18 protein-coding genes are annotated in these 19,195 nt (G+C 46.2%); 12 read left to right on the forward strand and 6 right to left on the reverse strand.

The window, feature by feature from the left end; genetic code table 11:
• Nucleotide 1: 1 nt before the first annotated feature.
• From ABR189_RS05455 to ABR189_RS05485, 7 genes are all read left to right on the forward strand, one after another.
• Complete coding sequence (locus tag ABR189_RS05455) at nt 2-1,936, forward strand: efflux RND transporter permease subunit (RefSeq protein WP_354659441.1); 1,935 nt, start codon at nt 2-4, stop codon at nt 1,934-1,936.
• Nucleotides 1,920-3,173 carry a TolC family protein gene (locus ABR189_RS05460; RefSeq protein WP_354659442.1) on the forward strand — a complete coding sequence of 418 codons (1,254 nt, stop codon included), beginning with the start codon at nt 1,920-1,922 and terminating at the stop codon, nt 3,171-3,173. The genes ABR189_RS05455 and ABR189_RS05460 overlap by 17 nt, the downstream gene beginning before the upstream one ends.
• Nucleotides 3,151-4,470 carry a heavy metal-binding domain-containing protein gene (locus tag ABR189_RS05465; RefSeq protein ID WP_354659443.1) on the forward strand — a complete coding sequence of 440 codons (1,320 nt, stop codon included), beginning with the start codon at nt 3,151-3,153 and terminating at the stop codon, nt 4,468-4,470. Before ABR189_RS05460 ends, ABR189_RS05465 begins: the two co-directional genes overlap by 23 nt.
• A gap of 7 nt (nt 4,471-4,477) precedes the next feature.
• A complete protein-coding gene (locus ABR189_RS05470; RefSeq protein WP_354659444.1) occupies nt 4,478-5,692 on the forward strand; it encodes an efflux RND transporter periplasmic adaptor subunit in 1,215 nt (404 codons plus the stop codon).
• A gap of 36 nt (nt 5,693-5,728) precedes the next feature.
• On the forward strand, nt 5,729-6,292 hold the full coding sequence (locus ABR189_RS05475) for a DUF3347 domain-containing protein (RefSeq protein ID WP_354659445.1): 564 nt from the start codon (nt 5,729-5,731) through the stop codon (nt 6,290-6,292).
• Nucleotides 6,293-6,351: 59 nt separating this feature from the next.
• Entirely contained in the window at nt 6,352-6,981 is a 630-nt protein-coding gene (locus ABR189_RS05480) for a DUF3347 domain-containing protein (RefSeq protein WP_354659446.1), read from the forward strand.
• 93 nt (nt 6,982-7,074) lie between these two features.
• A complete protein-coding gene (locus tag ABR189_RS05485) occupies nt 7,075-7,551 on the forward strand; it encodes a heme-binding domain-containing protein (protein WP_354659447.1) in 477 nt (158 codons plus the stop codon).
• Between the two features lie 112 nt (nt 7,552-7,663).
• On the opposite strand, the gene ABR189_RS05490 is transcribed toward ABR189_RS05485, so the two are convergent.
• The 3 genes from ABR189_RS05490 to ABR189_RS05500 form a co-directional block, all read right to left on the reverse strand.
• Complete coding sequence (locus ABR189_RS05490) at nt 7,664-8,812, reverse strand: PepSY-associated TM helix domain-containing protein (protein WP_354659448.1); 1,149 nt, start codon at nt 8,810-8,812, stop codon at nt 7,664-7,666.
• Nucleotides 8,813-8,891: 79 nt separating this feature from the next.
• The gene (locus tag ABR189_RS05495; RefSeq protein ID WP_354659449.1) at nt 8,892-10,121 is read right to left on the reverse strand and encodes a DUF4374 domain-containing protein; all 1,230 of its coding nucleotides are present in this window, start codon (nt 10,119-10,121) and stop codon (nt 8,892-8,894) included.
• A 30-nt stretch (nt 10,122-10,151) separates the two neighbouring features.
• On the reverse strand, nt 10,152-12,524 hold the full coding sequence (locus tag ABR189_RS05500) for a TonB-dependent receptor (RefSeq protein WP_354659450.1): 2,373 nt from the start codon (nt 12,522-12,524) through the stop codon (nt 10,152-10,154).
• 325 nt (nt 12,525-12,849) lie between these two features.
• Here ABR189_RS05500 and ABR189_RS05505 point away from each other — a divergent pair, with 325 nt between their 5' ends.
• From ABR189_RS05505 to ABR189_RS05515, 3 genes are all read left to right on the forward strand, one after another.
• A complete protein-coding gene (locus ABR189_RS05505; protein ID WP_354659451.1) occupies nt 12,850-13,746 on the forward strand; it encodes an alpha-ketoglutarate-dependent dioxygenase AlkB family protein in 897 nt (298 codons plus the stop codon).
• 74 nt (nt 13,747-13,820) lie between these two features.
• Entirely contained in the window at nt 13,821-14,672 is an 852-nt protein-coding gene (locus tag ABR189_RS05510; RefSeq protein WP_354659452.1) for a methylated-DNA--[protein]-cysteine S-methyltransferase, read from the forward strand.
• 18 nt (nt 14,673-14,690) lie between these two features.
• Nucleotides 14,691-15,404: a 2OG-Fe(II) oxygenase gene (locus tag ABR189_RS05515; RefSeq protein WP_354659453.1), complete on the forward strand. Its 714-nt coding sequence runs from the start codon at nt 14,691-14,693 to the stop codon at nt 15,402-15,404.
• A gap of 5 nt (nt 15,405-15,409) precedes the next feature.
• Here the strand turns inward: ABR189_RS05515 and ABR189_RS05520 are convergent, their stop codons facing one another.
• Nucleotides 15,410-15,940 carry an OmpA family protein gene (locus tag ABR189_RS05520; protein WP_354659454.1) on the reverse strand — a complete coding sequence of 177 codons (531 nt, stop codon included), beginning with the start codon at nt 15,938-15,940 and terminating at the stop codon, nt 15,410-15,412.
• A 122-nt stretch (nt 15,941-16,062) separates the two neighbouring features.
• Entirely contained in the window at nt 16,063-16,629 is a 567-nt protein-coding gene (locus ABR189_RS05525; protein ID WP_354659455.1) for a dihydrofolate reductase family protein, read from the reverse strand.
• 487 nt (nt 16,630-17,116) lie between these two features.
• Between ABR189_RS05525 and ABR189_RS05530 the strand changes: the two genes are divergently transcribed.
• Together ABR189_RS05530 and ABR189_RS05535 are read left to right on the forward strand one after the other, a co-directional pair.
• Entirely contained in the window at nt 17,117-17,557 is a 441-nt protein-coding gene (locus ABR189_RS05530) for a hypothetical protein (protein WP_354659456.1), read from the forward strand.
• 34 nt (nt 17,558-17,591) lie between these two features.
• Nucleotides 17,592-18,017 carry a hypothetical protein gene (locus ABR189_RS05535; protein WP_354659457.1) on the forward strand — a complete coding sequence of 142 codons (426 nt, stop codon included), beginning with the start codon at nt 17,592-17,594 and terminating at the stop codon, nt 18,015-18,017.
• A gap of 76 nt (nt 18,018-18,093) precedes the next feature.
• Here the strand turns inward: ABR189_RS05535 and leuB are convergent, their stop codons facing one another.
• Nucleotides 18,094-19,167 carry a 3-isopropylmalate dehydrogenase gene (gene leuB, locus ABR189_RS05540; RefSeq protein WP_354659458.1) on the reverse strand — a complete coding sequence of 358 codons (1,074 nt, stop codon included), beginning with the start codon at nt 19,165-19,167 and terminating at the stop codon, nt 18,094-18,096.
• Nucleotides 19,168-19,195: the final 28 nt, after the last annotated feature.

Below are 19,195 nucleotides of genomic sequence, written 5' to 3' on the forward strand. Positions count from 1 at the left end.
TATGAAATGGCTGAGAAATATATTTAAGAAGTCCCCAGAATGGATCAGTGAAGAAGAGCGGCTGCAGGTGATAGAAAAATCCAGTAAGCAGGTATCACGTGGGGTGTTTTTTGCAACCATCATTATCATCACTTCTTTTTTACCGGTATTTATGCTTACCGGCCAGGAAGGGAAGTTGTTTCACCCGCTGGCATTCACCAAAACATTTATCATGATTGTGGATGCCATCCTGGTGATCACGCTGGCACCGGTGCTGATCTCTTTCTTTATGAAAGGGAAGTTCAGGCCGGACAATGCCAACCCGGTGAACAGGATACTGGAGCGGATTTACGAGCCTATTATTAAAACGGTATTGAAGTGGCGGAAAACAACGATCGCTATCAATATCCTGGCGCTGGTGATTACTATCCCATTGCTGAAAAGCTTGGGAAGTGAATTTATGCCGCCACTGGATGAACAAAGTATTTTGTTTATGCCAGTAACGTTGCCTGATATTTCCAATGCAGAGGCCAAGCGGATCTTACAGGTGCAGGACAAGATCATTAAATCTGTTCCTGAAGTAGATAAGGTGCTGGGCAAGGCTGGTCGTGCCAATACCGCTACAGATAACTCGCCCATCAGTATGATTGAAACAATTATTATGCTGAAACCTAAATCCCAATGGCGGGAAGGGAAAACCAAGAAAGATATCATTAATGAACTGGATGCCAAGCTGCAGATACCTGGTGTGGTAAATGGCTGGACACAGCCTATCATCAACCGTATTAACATGCTGGCTACCGGTATTCGTACAGACGTAGGTGTAAAAGTATACGGACAGAACCTGGATACCATTGCTGCCGTATCTGAGCGGGTGAAGAAGGCGCTGGAGGGAACCAACGGTGTGATGGACCTGTATGTAGAGCCTGTAACTGGTGGCAAGTACCTGGATATTGATGTGCGCAGGGCTGATCTGGCCCGTTATGGCCTTAGCGTGGACGATGTGAACCAAACGGTGGAAACTGCATTGGGTGGTGCGCCTATCGGCAATACCATTGAAGGACGGCAACGGTTCTCTATCAGTGTGCGGCTGGCACAGGACTATCGCAATAGTGTGGAAGGGATTAAACGTATCCCTATCATGTCGGCTACTGCTGGTGAGGTGCCTTTGTCCTCCGTCGCAGATGTGAAATTTGAGGATGGTCCGCCGATGATCACTTCTGAAAATGCGATGCTGCGGGGCGCGGTGTTGTTTAATGTGCGGGGGCGTGACCTGGGCAGTACCGTAAAAGAAGCGATCGGTAAGATGAACGAAGCAAAAGGGATTCTGCCACAGGGGTATTACCTGGAGTGGAGCGGACAATATGAAAACCTGATACGTGGACAGCAAACGCTGTTATGGATTGCACCGGTGGTGCTGGTCATCATTTTCTTCTCTCTGTATTTCGCATTTAACTCCATCCGGGAAGCATTTCTAAGCCTGATCACGGTGCCTTTTGCACTGATAGGGGGAGCTTACATGATCTACTTCTGGGGAGTGAACCTGTCTGTTGCGGTGGCAGTAGGCTTTATCGCCTTGTTTGGGATAGCGGTGGAAACAGGTATTGTGATGGTGATTTATCTCAATGATGCTATGCAGCAGCTGGTAAAACAAAAAGGCAATTCGGCGGCCACGATTACCAAGGAAGATCTGCGGGTGCATGTGATCTATGGCGCTGCCAAGCGGTTACGTCCCAAGCTGATGACCGTATGTGTGTCATTATTCGGACTGGTACCGGTATTGTGGGCCAGCGGAGTAGGTACAGACGTTATGCAACCTATCGTATTACCTATGATTGGCGGGGTGCTCACTTCTTCCACACATATCCTGCTGGTAACGCCGCTGATCTTTTTAATGTCAAAAGAATATGAATTACGCAAGTACGGAAAATTAGAAATACATGAAGTACATCACTAAATATATTATCGGGATGCTGCTGTTGGCACCGGTGCCATTGCTGGCGCAGGAAGTGCCGGTGATTCCATTGGACAGCATCCTGCAAAGGATTGACAGGAATAATGTTTTGCTGCAATCCTATGCCCTAAAAGCAGAAAGCTATAAATACAATGCGGAGGCTGCTACCGCCTGGATGGCGCCGATGGTAGGGGTAGGAACTTTTATGACGCCTTACCCCGGTCAAAAGCTGATGGATGACAGAGACAAAGGAAGTATCATGCTGCAGCTGGAGCAGGATATCCCTAACCCGGCCAAACTTCAGGCCAAGAAGCGCTACCTCGCTTCCCAGGGCAATGTGGAACTGGCCACCAGAGACATTACCGTCAATGAATTTAAAGCGCAGGCCAAGCGTCTTTATTTTAACTGGCTGGTGGCCAGGCAACGTATTGCTGTGCTGCAGGAGAATGAAAAGATCATGGTGACGATGAAGAAAATTGAAGAGATCAGGTATCCTTATAACCAATCCCAGCTGAGCGGTGTATACAAAGCCAATGCAAAGATTGAAGACAACCGCAACATGATCCGTATGCAGGAAGGTACCATTGCGAAAGCCAGATCGTGGCTCAACAGTTTGATGAATGCGCGGGGTAATCAGCCTTTTGAAATAGATACGACTTATGAGCCTGTGTTTGAAACAGCGTCTTCTTACGACACCGCTGCACTGGCATTGGTGAGAAAGGATGTATTTAAGATGGATGAAACCATCCGGTCTATGCAACTGAATGTGGAAAGTATGAAGCGGGATAAGAAGCCTGATTTTAAAGTGCGCTTTGATCATATGTCGCCATTGGGCAATATGATGCCAAAGGCTTACAGCGCCATGGGTATGATCAGTATCCCTATTGCACCCTGGTCGTCTAAGATGTATAAGTCTGGTATTAAAGCCATGCAGTACGAAGTACAGGCCATGGAAAAGGAAAGGGCTGCTATGCTGCAGGAAACACAGGGGATGCTGTATGGTATGCAGTATGAAGTACAATCCATGCAAAAGCGTATTGCCGCTATGGAAGACAAGATCATCCCTGCACTGCAGCAAACACTGGATGCTAATTTTCTGAACTATCAGGAAAACAAGCTGGCATTAACCAATGTCATTGATTCCTGGGAAGCGCTGACGATGATGCAGTCGGATGTACTGGATGAAAAATTGAAACTCTACGAAATGATAGTGGATTATGAGAAACAGTTATATCGTTAATATCATGCTGGGCATGTCCATTGCCTTATTTGGACTGGTAGCCTGTAAAAGCAAACCCGATAAGCATACACATACCGGTCAGGAAGCAGGGACATTATACACCTGCCCGATGCATCCGGAAGTGGTCAAAGATAAGCCAGGAAAATGCCCTATATGCGGTATGAACCTGGTATCCAAAGAAGATAATAAAGAACTGGTAGTAGATAGTAGTATTTCGAGGTTGACAAAGCCAGTAAATGCGCAGGTCATCGCTGCTGTTCCTGCTATTATGCCCGAAGGAGGTACCCGTATTTATTCCTCTGCAGTGAATGGGGTGATCACCTATGATACCCGTCAGCAAACCAGTATTGCCAGCCGGGTAAGCGGCCGGATTGAAAAACTATTGATCAAGTATAATTACCAGCCGGTGCGGAAAGGGCAGCTAATTATGGAGGTGTATTCACCTGATCTGGCAGCAGCACAACGGGAGTTGCTGTTCATTGCACGAAACGGAGGAGATATGCTTGACCGCGCCAAACAACGTTTGCAGTTGCTGGGCATGGCATCCGGACAGATTGAGCAGGTGTTGAAAACGGGTAATATTATTTACCGGATACCGGTATATAGTAACAGTGATGGGTATATTTTAGAGAAGACTGCGGCAGCTTCAGCGTTATCAGCCATGACGCCTGCTGCTGCACCTTCTTCCGGTGGTGATGGGATGAGTGGTATGGAAGGAGGCGCATCTGCTGCCCCGGCAGTCAGTGCGCCGGCAGCACCTGCTGCTACACCGGTATTGTTACGGGAAGGGCAGTATGTAAGCGCCGGACAATCCCTGTTTACCATCTACCAGGCAGGTAATCTGGTGGCAGAGTTTGCTTTCCCTTCTCAACTGGCGGCCAATATTAAACGCGGGCAGAAAATATTGTTTTATCCTACCGATCATAAGGAGGCGATGCAAACCGGTAACATTGGTTTAATAGAACCTGTTTTCCGAAATGGGCAAAACTTTATGCTGGCACGCATATACCTGGCTCGCAATGATTTCCGGGTAGGGCAGTTGGTAAGTGGCAGCATCCCCATTGTTTACGCAGGAGGATGGTGGCTGCCTAAAAAAGCAGTCTGGCGCTTAGGCAGTAAATCCCTGGTGTTTAAACAGGAAAATGGGATGTACGTGCCGGTGGAAATCACCACCGGAGCTGAGGCCGGGGAGGTGATACAGGTGGATAGTACGGCCAGCAGCTGGAAGGTAGCAGCCAATGCAGCTTATCTGGTAGATAGCGAGAGTTTTATCAAAACAAATCATGGAGTGAAATAACAGCGATATGGAAAGAAAAGCATTCATCAAAAAAGTAGCCCTGGTTTCGCTGGTACCGGGCTTGTTCCTGGCAGCGTGTAAAGAAACAGCTAAAAAAGGGGGGGAGGCAGCGAAGGAACAAACTTATACCTGTCCGATGCATCCGCAGATAGTACAGAATCATCCGGGCACCTGCCCGATCTGTGCCATGGACCTGGTACCATTTGATAAAAACAATAAAGATGCCGCACTGACGCTGGGAGAAAGCCAGATAGCGCTGGCTAATATCACTACTATCACAGTAGGTACCGGTGCGTTGTCCAACTTCAAGCAGCTGAACGGCCGACTGGTAACCGACCCGGAAAAAACAGCCGTTATTTCCAGCAGGGTGCCGGGCAGGGTAGAGGTGCTGTACATTAAAGAAACAGGGGTGAAGGTGACGAAAGGCCAGCCTTTGTACAAGATTTATTCGGAGCAGCTGGCCACGTTGCAACAGGAATACCTGCTGGCAGCAGCACAGGTAAAACAATTCCCGGAAGATGCCCGTTTCCGGCAGATAGCAGTGGCCGCACGTCAGAAACTGGTATTATATGATCAGTCTGACGCACAGATCAACGCGTTGCTGCAATCACAGAAAGTGAATCCCTATGTTACCTACCCCGCTACGGTAAGCGGCATCGTGTCGGAGCTGTCTGTATCAGAAGGGCAATATGTATCTGAAGGGGGGGCGGTCATGCGTTTGGAGGGGTATCATCAGCTGTGGGTAGAGGCCGATGTATATCCTGCAGAAGCTGCTGCGGTGAAGGTGGGGCAATCCGTAAAGGTAATGGTGGCCGGCTATGAAAATGAGCCTCAGCAAATGACGGTACAGTTTATTAATCCAGTATTGCAGAGTGGCAGTCAGCTGATGCAGCTAAGAGGTACAATTGCCAATCCCGACAATCGCTGGCAGCCAGGTATGCAGGCCGTGATATCACTGCCGGTAAAGAGCAGTGGTGATGTATTGAGCCTGCCGGTAGATGCGGTGATCCGGGATGGGAAAGGTACACATGTGTGGATCGCCCAGGCAGGCGGAAAATTTGCCCCCCGTATGGTAAAAACAGGTATGGAAAATTTTGATGCAGTAGAGATTACCGAAGGGTTGGAAGAGGGTGATAAAGTAGTGGTTACCGGTGCCTATCTCCTGTATAGTGAATACATTCTGAAAAAAGGTGCCGATCCGATGGCGGGTATGCAGCATTAATCTGTGAACACAATTCTTTAATAAAAACTAACACTGATGAAAAAAATCTTTCAAGTAGCTGTGCCGGTACTGGCAGTTGTTTTGCTCGCAGCATGTGGCGACAACAATACGAATAGTGGTGCTAATGACAGCACCAACCAGCAAACACATGATCATGCACAGATGGAGGCCACCAATGGCGCCCCCGCAGCAAGTGTGCAATTAAAAGATGATAAGCTGAATGCGGTATACCAGCATTATCTGCATTTATCAACTGCGCTGGTGAATGGAGATGTAGCGGAGGCAAAGATTGCCAGCAGCGCTATAGAAGCAGGGGCTAAGGAAATAGCAGGAGGGGAAACACTGGTAAGTGCTGCAGGCAAAATAATCAGCGCTACAGATATAGAAGTGCAACGCGAAACGTATTCCACGCTGAGCAATGAGTTTATCGCAATGGTTAAAAAATCAGGGCTCAGCAGCGGGGCAGTGTATGTTGAATTCTGTCCGATGGCGTTGCATGACAAAGGTGGTTACTGGCTGAGTGTCAGCAAAGAAATTCGCAATCCTTATTTCGGAGATAAGATGATGACCTGCGGAGAGGTGAAAGAAACGATTCAGTAAGCGTGGCCATACTTAAACCTACTCACCATTTACTAAACACCTAGAGATTGAAAACACAAATGAAAACAATTATCGCCGGCGCCCTGATGGTAGCCACTGTTACTTTTACTGCCTGCAACAGCAATACTTCCCAGGAAGGGAATGCGCAGGATAGCACTGCTATGGCTGGTCATACAATGACACAGGAAGCAGCATCCGATGACCCTGCTGTAGCAGCGATCCAACCACAGTTTACCCATGTAGATGCAAAAGTAGCTGCGTCTTTTAAAACGGTGGTGGATGAGTACCTGAAAATTAAAAACGGATTGGCGGCTGATGATGCCAGTGCCACTGCTGCCAGCGGTGAAGCGATGGTAGCCGCCATGTCAAAGGTAGACCTGTCTTTAATGACCCCTGAACAAAGTGCCCTGTATAAAGAGAATGAAGAAGACCTGCGGGAACATGCCGAACATATCGGAAAAAATGCGGGGGATATAGGTCACCAGCGGGAACATTTTGCAGAGATGAGTGCCGATGTACTAGCATTGGTAAAAGGATTCGGCGGCGGACAGGTACTATATCATGACCATTGCCCTATGTATAACGATAATAAAGGTGCATCCTGGTTAAGCGAAGTGAAAGACGTGAAGAATCCATACTTCGGGAGCAAAATGCTTTCCTGCGGTTCAGTAGAAGGAGTGATCAGATAGGACGCGCATTGTTTTCGCAAGCCAACCCGTTCATCAGATCATGATGGCGGTTGGCTTGTGAAGGCAGTTTTGAGTAATCGTTAAAAATACTATATGCGGGGACTGAAAATCGGACTATTGCTATTGCTGGTTGTTTTTCTGCTGGCACAGTTTTTTACACCGGCTAAAAACAACGGCCAGGAGGGAGGCAGTGAGGATATCACGCACGTATATGCTGTGCCTGCTGATGTGCAGGTGATGTTAAAAAGTGCTTGTTATGATTGCCATAGCAATAACACGGCATATCCCTGGTATACTTATGTACAGCCCGTAGGATGGATGATGGCAGCGCACGTCAAAGAAGGTAAAGCCACCCTGAATTTTGATACGTATGGTACTTATACGGCCAAGCGGCAGCGGAACAAACTAAAGAGCATCCGGGAACAAATTATAAAAGGCAAGATGCCCCTGAAGTCCTATACGCTGATGCATGGTTATGCAAAGTTTACGGCAGCACAAAAAGACCGGATTACAAAATGGATAGACAGCACCTTAACCCAAAACAGCGGACCGGTAAAACCAGCCCGCTGAGTGTATTTGAAGTTGTGATAAAACGAAAGGATGATAGCCGGTAGTTATGCCGTTGGAATAACTGCCTGAGCGTATTGACGAAGTATTAAAATGCAGTGCTAATACCAGATTCTTACGCCATTGATGCGCCAGTTCTAGTAGCTGGTTTTCTTTTGGCAGCGATCGGCTGCTTATTCCTTTTTCCCCACCACACAAAGAATCCGGTTACCGGTAAACTGGCACAGATAAGGCTGGCCAGGAAATACAGGATCTTGGTGGTAATACCGCCAATAGCCCCTACGTGCAGGCCATAGTTGGTTCTTGATATCAGGTCGGCCATTTTCAGGTCTGTAATCTTTGCACCGGAGGAAGGTAACATTTCCAGGGTATGCTGATCCAGGTAAATATCCCGCCAGGTACCATTGATCATGTCCACACATACATAGATAGCATCTTTAGGATCATGAGGCGCAGCTACGATGATCTCGTGTTTATTATAACTGCCGAGTTCAGTAACACCTTTTCGCCAGGCTTTATCTACCTGGTCTAAACCAGCCACTACGTTAATCTTTGTAGTATCTGAGAATGCGCGTACGCGTGGAGGCCTGCTTTCGCCTCCCGAGCTTACCCAGAATACCCCGTTGGATAACCAGCCAAAGCACATCAGCAAAGCGGTGAAAGCGATAATAGCGGCTACAATCAGGGAGTAGAATCCCAGTACATTATGGAGATCGTAATTCAGCCGTTTAAACCGTGCATTCCATTTTATTTTGAAGCTCTTATCCTTGTTGGCTTTGCTCCATTTTTTAGGCCACCAGAGGATAATGCCACTGATCAGCAAAAAGAAGAAGATGAAAGTACCCCATGCAGTAACATGATGGCCAATTTCCTGTGGCAGCCATAACCACACATGCCCGTCCAGCATTACATGGAAAAAGTCTTCATGATCCCGGATAGCGGTTACTTCTGCCGTATAAGGATTCACGTATACCACAGAATCTGAATTTTCGATGCTTACTTTTGCTGTTCTTCCTTCGCCGCCATACCAAACAGAATTGGCTTCCAGTCCCGGAAGGGCTGCCTGTGCGCTCTGAAACAAAACAGAGGGGGGCAGCTGAGGGGTACCTGCCGGTGCTTTGGCATGTAGCCATGGTGAGATAAGTGGTTTGATCTCATGCTCAAATACCAGTATACAACCGGTAATGCTCATAATAAATACGATAATCCCCGATATCAAACCGAGCCATAAATGCAACCAGGCGTTTATTTTCTTAAAACTCATATCCTATACGATCTTCTTCCAATGATGAATGTTGTAATCAGTCTGTTGTATCCTTTACTAATAGGCTGCTTAAAACAGGCTATTTCCACTTGTCAATACGCAGCAGGTAGTCATATCCTTCTGCAAATTCAAGCCCCTTGGTAAGCTTGCCATTGGCAGGATCATACTCCCACATATACCCTTTCTTGTCTGCATCATTCAGCATGATATAGGCTTTTTCATTTTCTACCACTACTGCCTGTACAAACACTTCTCCTATATCGGTAGAAAGATCGAGTTTTTTCACTACTTCTCCTTTGTTTACGTTCACGATGACGAAGTAGCTGTCCCATTTGTAATAAAAATCCGGCTTATTCCTGTCTGAAGGAATTCTTGCGCGAACAATGGCCTCTCCGTTGCCAATATACCACATGGCCTGGATCGTATGGCCATTAGCTTTACTGGAAAAATCAAAGTAGTAATTGGGGTCCAGCTCATCGCTACCGCTTTTTATCCTGTAAATGGCAGAGCCGGCATCGTAATCAGAACCGTTGTCGGGAGCGGTATTAAAATAAATATCATTCTTTTCATCAACGAATGAAGTAGGTGTATAACGGGTAGGACCTCCCGGCCATTTAGACCTGCTATCTTCCAATGTTTTGCTTAATTCCATAGAGGGGTAATCTATGACAGCTACCAGCACTTTGGGCAGGGGAGTCCCTGGCCATTCTGCACCGTGGCCATATCCCAGGAATATTTTACCGTCCCGGAACTCCGCAAATCCTATTCCCAGATTCTTATATGTTTCATCCGGAGAGGGAGGAATAGGGATAACCCCTCCACTTACCTGCAATCCATCTACTTTTACTTCTGCATACTGCAGTTGGTTCTGGTCGCCGTTTACACCAAACAGCAGTAATGTTTCATCGTTGATCCACAGGTGTGAGGAAACGCTGGCTATCTGGCTGAAGGGCACTTCTTTATCGGTAATCAACCGGTCGTTGGAAATATGATATTTTCCAAGCCTGCCGGATTGTGTGTTATGATAATAATAATAACCACCCCGCTGTATTACGCCCTGGTCCTGTACAATGGTGGTTACATTTACCCCATGTCCGTTCAGATCGGCCTTACCTTCTTTGAGGGAGGCCAGTTCCAGTATATAATAGGCAGTATTGGGCCATGCACCTAACATGATCATTGCCCCATATTTTTTATCTGCCGGATTTTCTTCTTCCTTTGGGTACACCGGTTTTTTTTCGCAGGCTGTCAGCACACTCATCAGCAATACCAGCCCCATTGCGCTCCATATCAGTTTCAATTTAGTCATAGTCGGCTTGTGTTTAATGATGGGGGAATATTATTGGATGAAATATCTCAGCTTTACGGAAAAGCTTCTGCCTGGTTTCTGCAGGCGGAAGTTGTCGTAAGCCAGTTCGTTGGTCAGGTTGCGGCACTCTACCCCAATGTTGTACTTACCCTCTTTCATAGAATAAGTAAGGATGGCATTGTGCACCAGCTGCTCCGGAATAACGGGGTTGCTGTTGATGTTGCCAAAGGCTTTCCAGGACAGGTAGAACCAGTGTACATATTGGGTATACCAGTTCAGCTGCAGGCGGGAGCCTTTACCCAGCAGATCATTCTTGCCAATGTTGAAGTCGGCATTCCAGAACAGCCAGGGCTGATTAGGTACCCTGTTGAGATAGGTGATTTCCGGAGAGGTAGAGCCTGGTCTGGAAAATTTGGTGGTATTGATAGAGTTCTGGTAGCTGGCATTTACAGAAGCTCCCAGGAGATCGGCGTATTGATATCTTATTTCACCTTCCAGTCCGTCTACTCTTACAGAAGCTTTGTTTTCATAACGTTTGGACGCAGGCACATAGTAAATAAAGTCGTTGGCATTCCTGTAAAACCAGGAAGCTTCTGTAAAGAGGCTGTGTTTGCCAAAACGTTTGCCGTAGAAGATACCGATGTTGATATTATCACTTCCTTCCGGTTTGAGGTCCAGGTTGGGAACGGTGAGGTAACCATTGCCAAACATTTCTTCTGCTTCCTGTAACCGGTAAGAGTGCTCAAAGGAGGCTTTAACCCCCAGGTCGGGCAGTATTTTATACCTGGAAGCAATACCATATCCATAGTATTCCAGGAAATCTTTTTTCCTTTCGTAGATAATGGAGCCATCAGTATCAAACTGTAATACCCTGCTTTGTTCGATACCTATGCCATAGAATTTGCCAAAGAAGGTATTTACCAGGCGGTTATTAAAAAAGGTTTGCTGATAAGCCAGTCCGGCTACGTGTTTGCGCAGGAAGCTGGGATTGTTGTCTTTTGGCTGGATCAGCTCATTATACGTTTTGTTTTGGAGGTTGTCGAAGGTATAATTCAGGTTAAAAGAATGATGATCGTTCAGGTCATAGCTCAGATTCAACCTTGCAAAGGTGCGTGGGCGGATAATGTGGTTAATAGACCGCTGATTGCTCATTTCCGGTTTACTGGTAGGTTTGGAAGATCCATCCCAGCCAAATTGACGGAAAGTAGTATCTGTTACATCTATCTTGTCTGCCGAGTAGGAAGCAAAGAAGTTGGCATGTAGGCCATTGGTAAAGAGGTTGTTTTTACGGTAGCGTACAGCCGCGCTGGCAGCATCGCCCTTTCTGGTCACGGCACCATATACCATTTGCTGATCGATACCGGTTTGCAGGTCTTGCATATAACCACTATACGAAACGCTCGCAAAAAGCACATCTGCCCATTTTTTATTTACCACACCGGCTTCTACCTGGCCCATCATTGATTTATACTGATCATGGAATCTCCTGAGGTCTTTTTTCACATAGTCGTATTGTTTCTCATCCCATACTTCCACCCCACGCATCAGGTAGTTATTATCAGAGTAGTTATAGAAAGCGCTGGCTTTAACGATGAGAGAACCTGCGGAGTCGCCCCGTAATTGTCCTGACAAGGCCGCCCGGTGGGTATTAAAGGAACCGTAGCTATAGCTGGCATCCAGGTATTTTCCGATGTTTTGATTGGTTACCACATTCACAATACCACCCAGCGCATCAGAGCCGAAGTCGACCGGTACTACACCCTTAAATACTTCCACCCGTTTGGCCAGGTTTACCGGGATGTTGTTAAGACTCATGGCACTACCCATTACATCCAGGGGAATGCCGTCAATAAAGTATTTTACAGACTTACCGGAAAGGCCGTTGATAGAAAAGTTGAAATCGGAACCTACGCCACCTTGTTCCCGTATGCGTACCCCGGTACTTCTGTTGAGGATCTGGTTAAGATCGGCTGTGGTATTGGCATATTGGCGGGTATCGATCGCATTTACAGTAAAAGCCTGTTCTTTCAATATCTGGGCAGTAGTTTTACCATACACCTGTACTTCCTGCAATCCAGCCACTGGCTCTTCCAGTTGGAAGTTGACGGTGAGGGATTGTCCGGCCTGCAAACTTATCTGCTGACTAAAAGATTGAAAGCCGATAGAAGATACTTCCACGGTATGTTTCCCCGCAGGTAATTGTTTGATGGTATAATGCCCATTATTATCAGAAACAGCACCTGCTGAAGTGTTACTGATCCGGATAGTAGCACCGGGGATGGGATTGCCGGTGGCCGTAGCCCGAACGGTACCGGAAAGTACTGCTGGATTGGATGTTTGGGCGTAAAGTGCTGTTGACAAAAGCACAAAAAATATCGTTTGCCAGATTTTCCTGAGTTGCATCGTTGTTAGTTTCGCATGAAAGTGAAAGGGATCGTTTCCTATTCACCAGGTATAGCCGTAGCTGTCTTTTATAGTATCAATTGTTCACTTAGGCGGGATTTTCACTGGTTGATCATACCCTTTAAGCGTTGCAAAATTAGACAGGTTCAATTTAACGGGGTGATATAAACGGGAATTTCATTTACGCAATCCGGAAAATTTTTAATGAAGCGTCTATTATTCAGGAAAAAATGTTATCAGGGAAAAGGAGCAGGAGCAGGAAGACATCGCAAGAACCGGGTCATCCTAACACCCAGGGTATCTTACCTTTGTATGTGGAGGTAGTATGGTTATGATTCATCACATTACATTAGGTAATACCAGTGAGGAGCGGCGTAAGGCTTTGTTTCCGCTGATCAGAAGCGGAGTCATTACATTAGGAGGCTATAAAAAGGCAGGTATTTATGGCTTGCTTTCCTGTGCTTCCGGCAGGCAGATGAAAGTAGCACACCGTATTTTTTTCAGTGATGAGCAGGAAGCTGTACGGGCAGGTTACCGTCCTTGCGGGCATTGCCTGCCCAGGCAGCATAAATTGTGGAAGGCGGGCCTGCCGTGGATGGAGGAGGGATGTGGAACATTTAAAATCAGTAACATGCAAGAACCCGTTAATTTATTGCCCGCAGATGGGGAAGTGTATTTTTATCCGGCATTTTTCTCTGCCGGAGAGCAGGACATCTTATTTGAAACGTTGGTCACTTCTATAGCGTGGAAACAGGAGCCGGTGTGGATCATGGGCCGTGAAATTATGCAACCCAGGCTCACCGCATGGTATGGTGATCGTGGGAAATCCTATAGCTATACCGGCATTACCATGCATCCGCAGGAATGGACACCGGCTTTGCTGGAGATCAAAGCAAGGGTAACGGCTGTGACCGGGCATACTTTTAACAGTGCTTTGCTGAACTTTTACCGGGATGGCAATGATAGTATGGGCTGGCACCAAGACAATGAAAAAGAGTTAGGAGCAAATCCGGTGATAGCTTCCCTGAGTTTAGGTGTGGAGCGGAACTTTCTCTTAAAACATGCAAAGGATAAAAACCTGCGGGAAAAAATCCTGCTCACCCCGGGCAGCCTGTTGTTGATGAAAGGAACTACCCAGCATCACTGGTACCATAGTATTCCTAAAACTACCAAAGTGACTACAGGAAGAATTAATATTACCTTCAGGACTATTGTGGGGTAATACTCAATAGCGCAAGGAACGGGTTTTTCTCCCATAGGCAGCGCCGTAATTTTGCTTTATAAAACATCATTATCATGGAAACGCAACAAGAAATAGATTACAAGAGAATCGCTGCGTCGATTGAGTTTTTTAAGCAGCATTTTAAAGACCAGCCCAGCCTGGAAGAGGCCGCCGCACATGTGCATTTAAGTCCTTTTCATTTTCAGCGGATGTTCCGGGATTGGGCAGGCGTAACACCTAAACAGTTCCTGCAATATCTGAGTGTAGAACATGCCAAGGAGATCCTGAAAAATACAGGTGCCACACTTTTTGATACCGCTTATGAAACAGGATTGTCCGGTACAAGCCGGCTGCATGACCTGTTTATTAAGGTAGAAGGTATGACACCGGGTGAGTATAAAAACGGCGGAGAATTACTGGACATCAATTACAGTTTTGCAGAGAGCCCTTTTGGTAATATCATCGTAGCTTCTACCAGAAAAGGTATTTGTCATATGGCTTTTGCAGATGAAGGAAGAGAAGCCGCCTTTACACAGCTGGTATCCCTTTTTCCAAATGCGAAGTATACACAGGTAGTCGATAGTATCCAGCAAAATGCCCTGTTCATTTTTGGGCAGGACTGGAGTAAGCTGGCTACTATTAAACTACACCTGAAAGGCACTGCTTTCCAGATCAAGGTATGGGAAACCCTGTTGCAAGTGCCGGTAGGCGGCTTAACCACCTATTCCCGTCTGGCAGAAAGATCAGGCAATACCGGAGCATCCAGGGCGGTAGGTACCGCAGTGGGCAATAATCCGGTAGCCCTGCTGATCCCTTGTCACCGGGTGATTAAAGCCACCGGCGAAATCGGGGAATACCATTGGGGCAGCACCCGCAAAAATGCCATCATTGGCTGGGAGGCTTCCCGTGTACAAACTCACCATTAAACATTTAATCCACAAAAGATGAGAGATATAAAAGCACAGCTTGCCAGCATTGACTGGGAAGCAGCCAGGACTGTATTGCATGACAACGGCTTTGTAACGGTAAAGAACGTACTGGATAAGGCTACCTGCGAGGCATTGATAGCAGCTTATAAGGCAGATAATACTTATCGTAAAACCATCACGATGGAGCGTTACCGGTTTGGGTTGGGAGAGTATAAGTATTTCCGGTATCCGCTGCCACAACTGATCACGGATATACGGGAAACGATATACGAACAGATCGCGCCGGTGGCTAATGCCTGGATGAAGGAGTTAAACATTGATCAGCAATTTCCTGCTAGCCATGCAGCGATGCTGGAACAGTGCCGGAGCAACCAGCAGGTACACCCCACCGTGCTGATCCTGAAATATGGGAAAGGCGGTTTTAATACCTTACATCAGGATCTGTACGGAGAGGTGTTTTTTCCTATGCAAATGGTTTTTATGCTGGATCAGGAAGGCGTGGACTATACCGGTGGTGAGTTTGTAATTACGGAACAAATCCCGCGGGCACAATCCAAAGCCAATGTGTTGAAACCCGGTATGGGCGACCTGCTCCTGTTTACCACCAATTTCCGGCCGGTGAAGGGTAGCAGGGGGTATTACCGGGTAAGTATGAAACATGGCGTAAGCCCGTTACACAGTGGCCATCGCCATAGTTTAGGCATCATTTTTCATGATGCTAAAACGTGAGCAGGTTAGTTTTTCATGTCGTATAAGATCACGAACTCCACTCTTCTGTTTTTGGCTTTACCAGCTTCGGTATTGTTAGGTCCCAGCGGATTACGATCTGCCAGTCCCCAGGTAAACATCCGGTCGTTGCTCACTTTATTCTCGTTCAGCAATTGTTTGGCACTCATCGCACGTTTTTCAGACAGTTGCCGGTTATAGTCGGCAGCGCCGGTATTATCTGTATGGCCGGTGATCAGGATCTTGGTTTTATTGTACCTGTTGAGTACATCTGCAAACTGCGTGAACATAGGCTTTACCCGTTCGTTCAGCTGGTCGGAGGAAGAGGCAAAAAGTACATTGTTGGGGAAAATAACTTTTACACTGTCCTTAATGATGCTCACTTCCGCTTCATTCAATACATCTTTCAGTTCCTGGTACTGTTTGTTCATATACGTTTGATGGCTGGTGCTCTTTTTAGAGGCGGCACACGATGTCATTAAAGCGATGCCCAGCATAGCGTAAATACAGTACTTCGATATCAAAAGCGTTCTTCTCATGTCTGATGAAATTAAGCCGCAAAGATATCTAAAATTGAGGTTTCAACATTTATGTAGTGATTAAGTATAATATTTTAAAAGTAGTTTATGCGTCAGGGTAGTGGCTGATCTTGATAAGATGACTATGCTTTTTCGTAGTGCAGGCATATCACCCCGGAAGGGAAAGCATGACTTTTGGTGAGCTGTAGTTTTACCCGGTCTTTCCCGTCTTTAAACATCGGTATCCCCTGGCCCAGGAGAATAGGATTTACGAACAGCCACAGCTCATCCACTAAATTTTCCCGCATCAGCGCATGTACGGCAGACGGGCTGCCAAAGACCAGGATATCTTTACCCGGCTGTTGCTTTAAGGCATTGATTTTTGTGGCAAGATCATCGCTGATGATGGTGGTTTTACTTTTCTGTTGCCCCGCCATGGTTCTGGACAGCACTACCTTTTCCACCTGGTTGTACCAGCTGGAATGTTCAATATCGTGTTTGGAGGCATTAGGCTGGTCACCGGCAGTGGGCCAATAACCGTCCATCATCTGGTAAGTAACCCGGCCATATAAGGCGGTATCTGCTGCTTCCGTCCGTTCCCGGGCATATTCAAAAATACCATCATCTACATGGATCCAGTCCATTTCTCCACCTGGTCCGGCTGTAAAGCCGTCGAGGGAAGTATGCATAAATACTACGAGTTTTCTCATGGGGGGGATTTTTAGCTGTTAGCCTTTAGTAGTTAGCTGTTAGCTGAATGCAGCGTATGAGTTTAAGATAATTAGCTTTATCATGACCAGGTTCCTGTGTAGTAATTTTGCCTCACAGGATGTCCTGTTTAACATAATGTGGACAGTGCCCTTTTCAGCCCTTATCCTGCCCTTTGCCTGGGAGTATCCATACCTTTAGAACGCTTTTACTATAGCTCAACCATGCTTTAATCGTACTTTAAGGTAGGCTTATCCATACAATTACCCTGAGCTAACGGCTCTCTTTAGAACGCTTTTGCCTCCTGGAAACTAAAAATACAACATAATGGCTAAAAGCTAAAGGCTAACAGCTAATAGCTTAAAGATTCCGCGTATTTAAGTTTTTCCTCAGCTAATATTCCTCCAGCAGCTACGCTTATTAATTCTCCCCATGTCTTTTGGGTTTTTGGAATAAGTTTACGATAGCTATTAAAAAATACCGCTATCTATGTTCAAACCATCCGTTGCCCAAAGCGAAAAATATACGGTAATCATGCATCAGCTGCTTGATAAGTCCGTTACCAACCCCTTAGATTACCAGTTTATCCATGTGTACAACTTTGTGACCAAACATTACATCATTTTCAAAAGAAGCATTACCACCAATTACATCCTGGCCTATACGGAATCGATGAACCAGTTTGCGCTGTTACATATAGCCGACCGGCAGGAAAATGATCATTTTACGGTAGAGGAGAAGGTGATCTTTTCCAGGAACGACATTGTTTCCTTTAAAAAGAATCTGTTTGGCAAGCATGTATTGAAGCTGAATGACGGGAGTGAGTACCGGTTTTATGTACAGCCATATATTCCTGCCGTACCCGGTACCTTTACTTTACCTGTGTTGCAGGAAGAAAAAGTAGGCTTTTTTTTGCAAGCAATTAAATAACTTGAAGGAACATTTATTTAAATAACCACATTCTATGCAGCAGAAAATCATACAATCCGGTTCCGTAGCCCCCGGAGAGTACAAAGACCTTTATTCTTTCCTGATGGAGGAGTTAAAACTGTTCAAAAGGAAGCTGTTAATCATGTTGAAGCATGTTGAAACAGGTGAATCACAGCAGTATTATACCCGGTATTTTGAACGGCAACACCAGCCGGAGCTGATCCGTTTGTTTGACGCCAATGATTTTGAAGGTATCTTGTCCCTGCCGGTAGGAGAAGAGGGCAAATGTGCCACCCAGCTGGAAGCCCGCTATGTAAAGTCCGGTAAGCTGGTAGGTTTGCAGGTGATTGAAGCTCGCCCACATGAAGGGGGCCGCTATGTAGGACTGACCCCTGCCAAAGTCTTTCTTGATGAGGAAGGCACGAAAATCGTGAATGTGGTGGAGCGTCTGCGCCAATAGGTAAGGTCATCCTTAAAATAAAAAGTACAGGTAACGGTGTTACGGTTACCTGTACTCCAGTATGTTTATCTTATTATTAAAGGCATTTCAGGACTTCTTCGCCGATAGCTTCGGTACCCAGTATTTTATCTTTGGGCGTTTGCGCATTGGCGATATCTCCTGTACGGAAACCTGCTTTTAACACCTGGTCTACTGCATTGATTACTGCAGCGGATTCTGCTGTCATACCAAAAGAGATGTCCAATAACAAGGCAGCCGACAGGATAGAGGCTAATGGATTAGCGATCCCTTTGCCGGTAATATCATGGGCAGAACCGTGAATAGGCTCATATACACCGGTACCATCTCCTACAGAAGCAGAAGCCAGCATTCCCATAGAACCTGCTATCTGAGAGGCCTCGTCGGTGAGGATATCACCAAACAGATTGGCGGTTACCACCACATCAAAACGGCGGGGATCTTTGATCAGCAGCATAGCGGTAGCATCCACAAATTGGTGTTCTACTTCTACGTCTGGATATTCGGGTGCTATCTTCTGCACTACTTCTCTCCATAAACGGGAGGTTTCAATCACGTTGGCTTTATCTACAGAGCATAACTTCTTTCTTCTGGTTCTGGCTGCCTCAAATGCTTTCCGGGCAATACGTTCTACCTCAAAACGGCTGTATTCGGCCACATCAAAAGCAGTATCTCCATTGTTCTTTCTGCCTTTTTCACCAAAGTAAATATCGCCGGTCAGTTCACGGAAGAACAGGATATCTGCCCCTTTTAATATTTCCGGTTTGATACTGGAAGCATCCAGCAGCTCATCAAACAACTTGATGGGGCGGAGGTTGGCATACAGGCCCAGTTCCTTGCGCATTTTCAGCAAACCCTGTTCAGGTCTTACTTTGGCAGAAGGATCGTTGTCGTATTTAGGATGCCCTACCGCACCAAATAATACGGCATCAGACTTCCGCATCTTTTCGAGCGATTCATCTGGTAAAGGATTGCCGGTAGCTTCAATAGCGGCATGACCTACCAGTGCTTCATCATAAGTAAAGGTATGTCCGAACTTTGCAGCGATTTTATCTAAAACTTTTTTACCTATTGCTGTTACTTCCTGTCCTATTCCATCACCTGGAACAATTAAAATATGTTTGGTTGCCATTCGTTGTTTATATTGATATGAATAAAAT

The sequence above is a fragment of the Chitinophaga sp. H8 genome, assembly GCF_040567655.1.
In the GTDB taxonomy this organism is placed as follows: Bacteria; Bacteroidota; Bacteroidia; order Chitinophagales; family Chitinophagaceae; genus Chitinophaga; species Chitinophaga defluvii.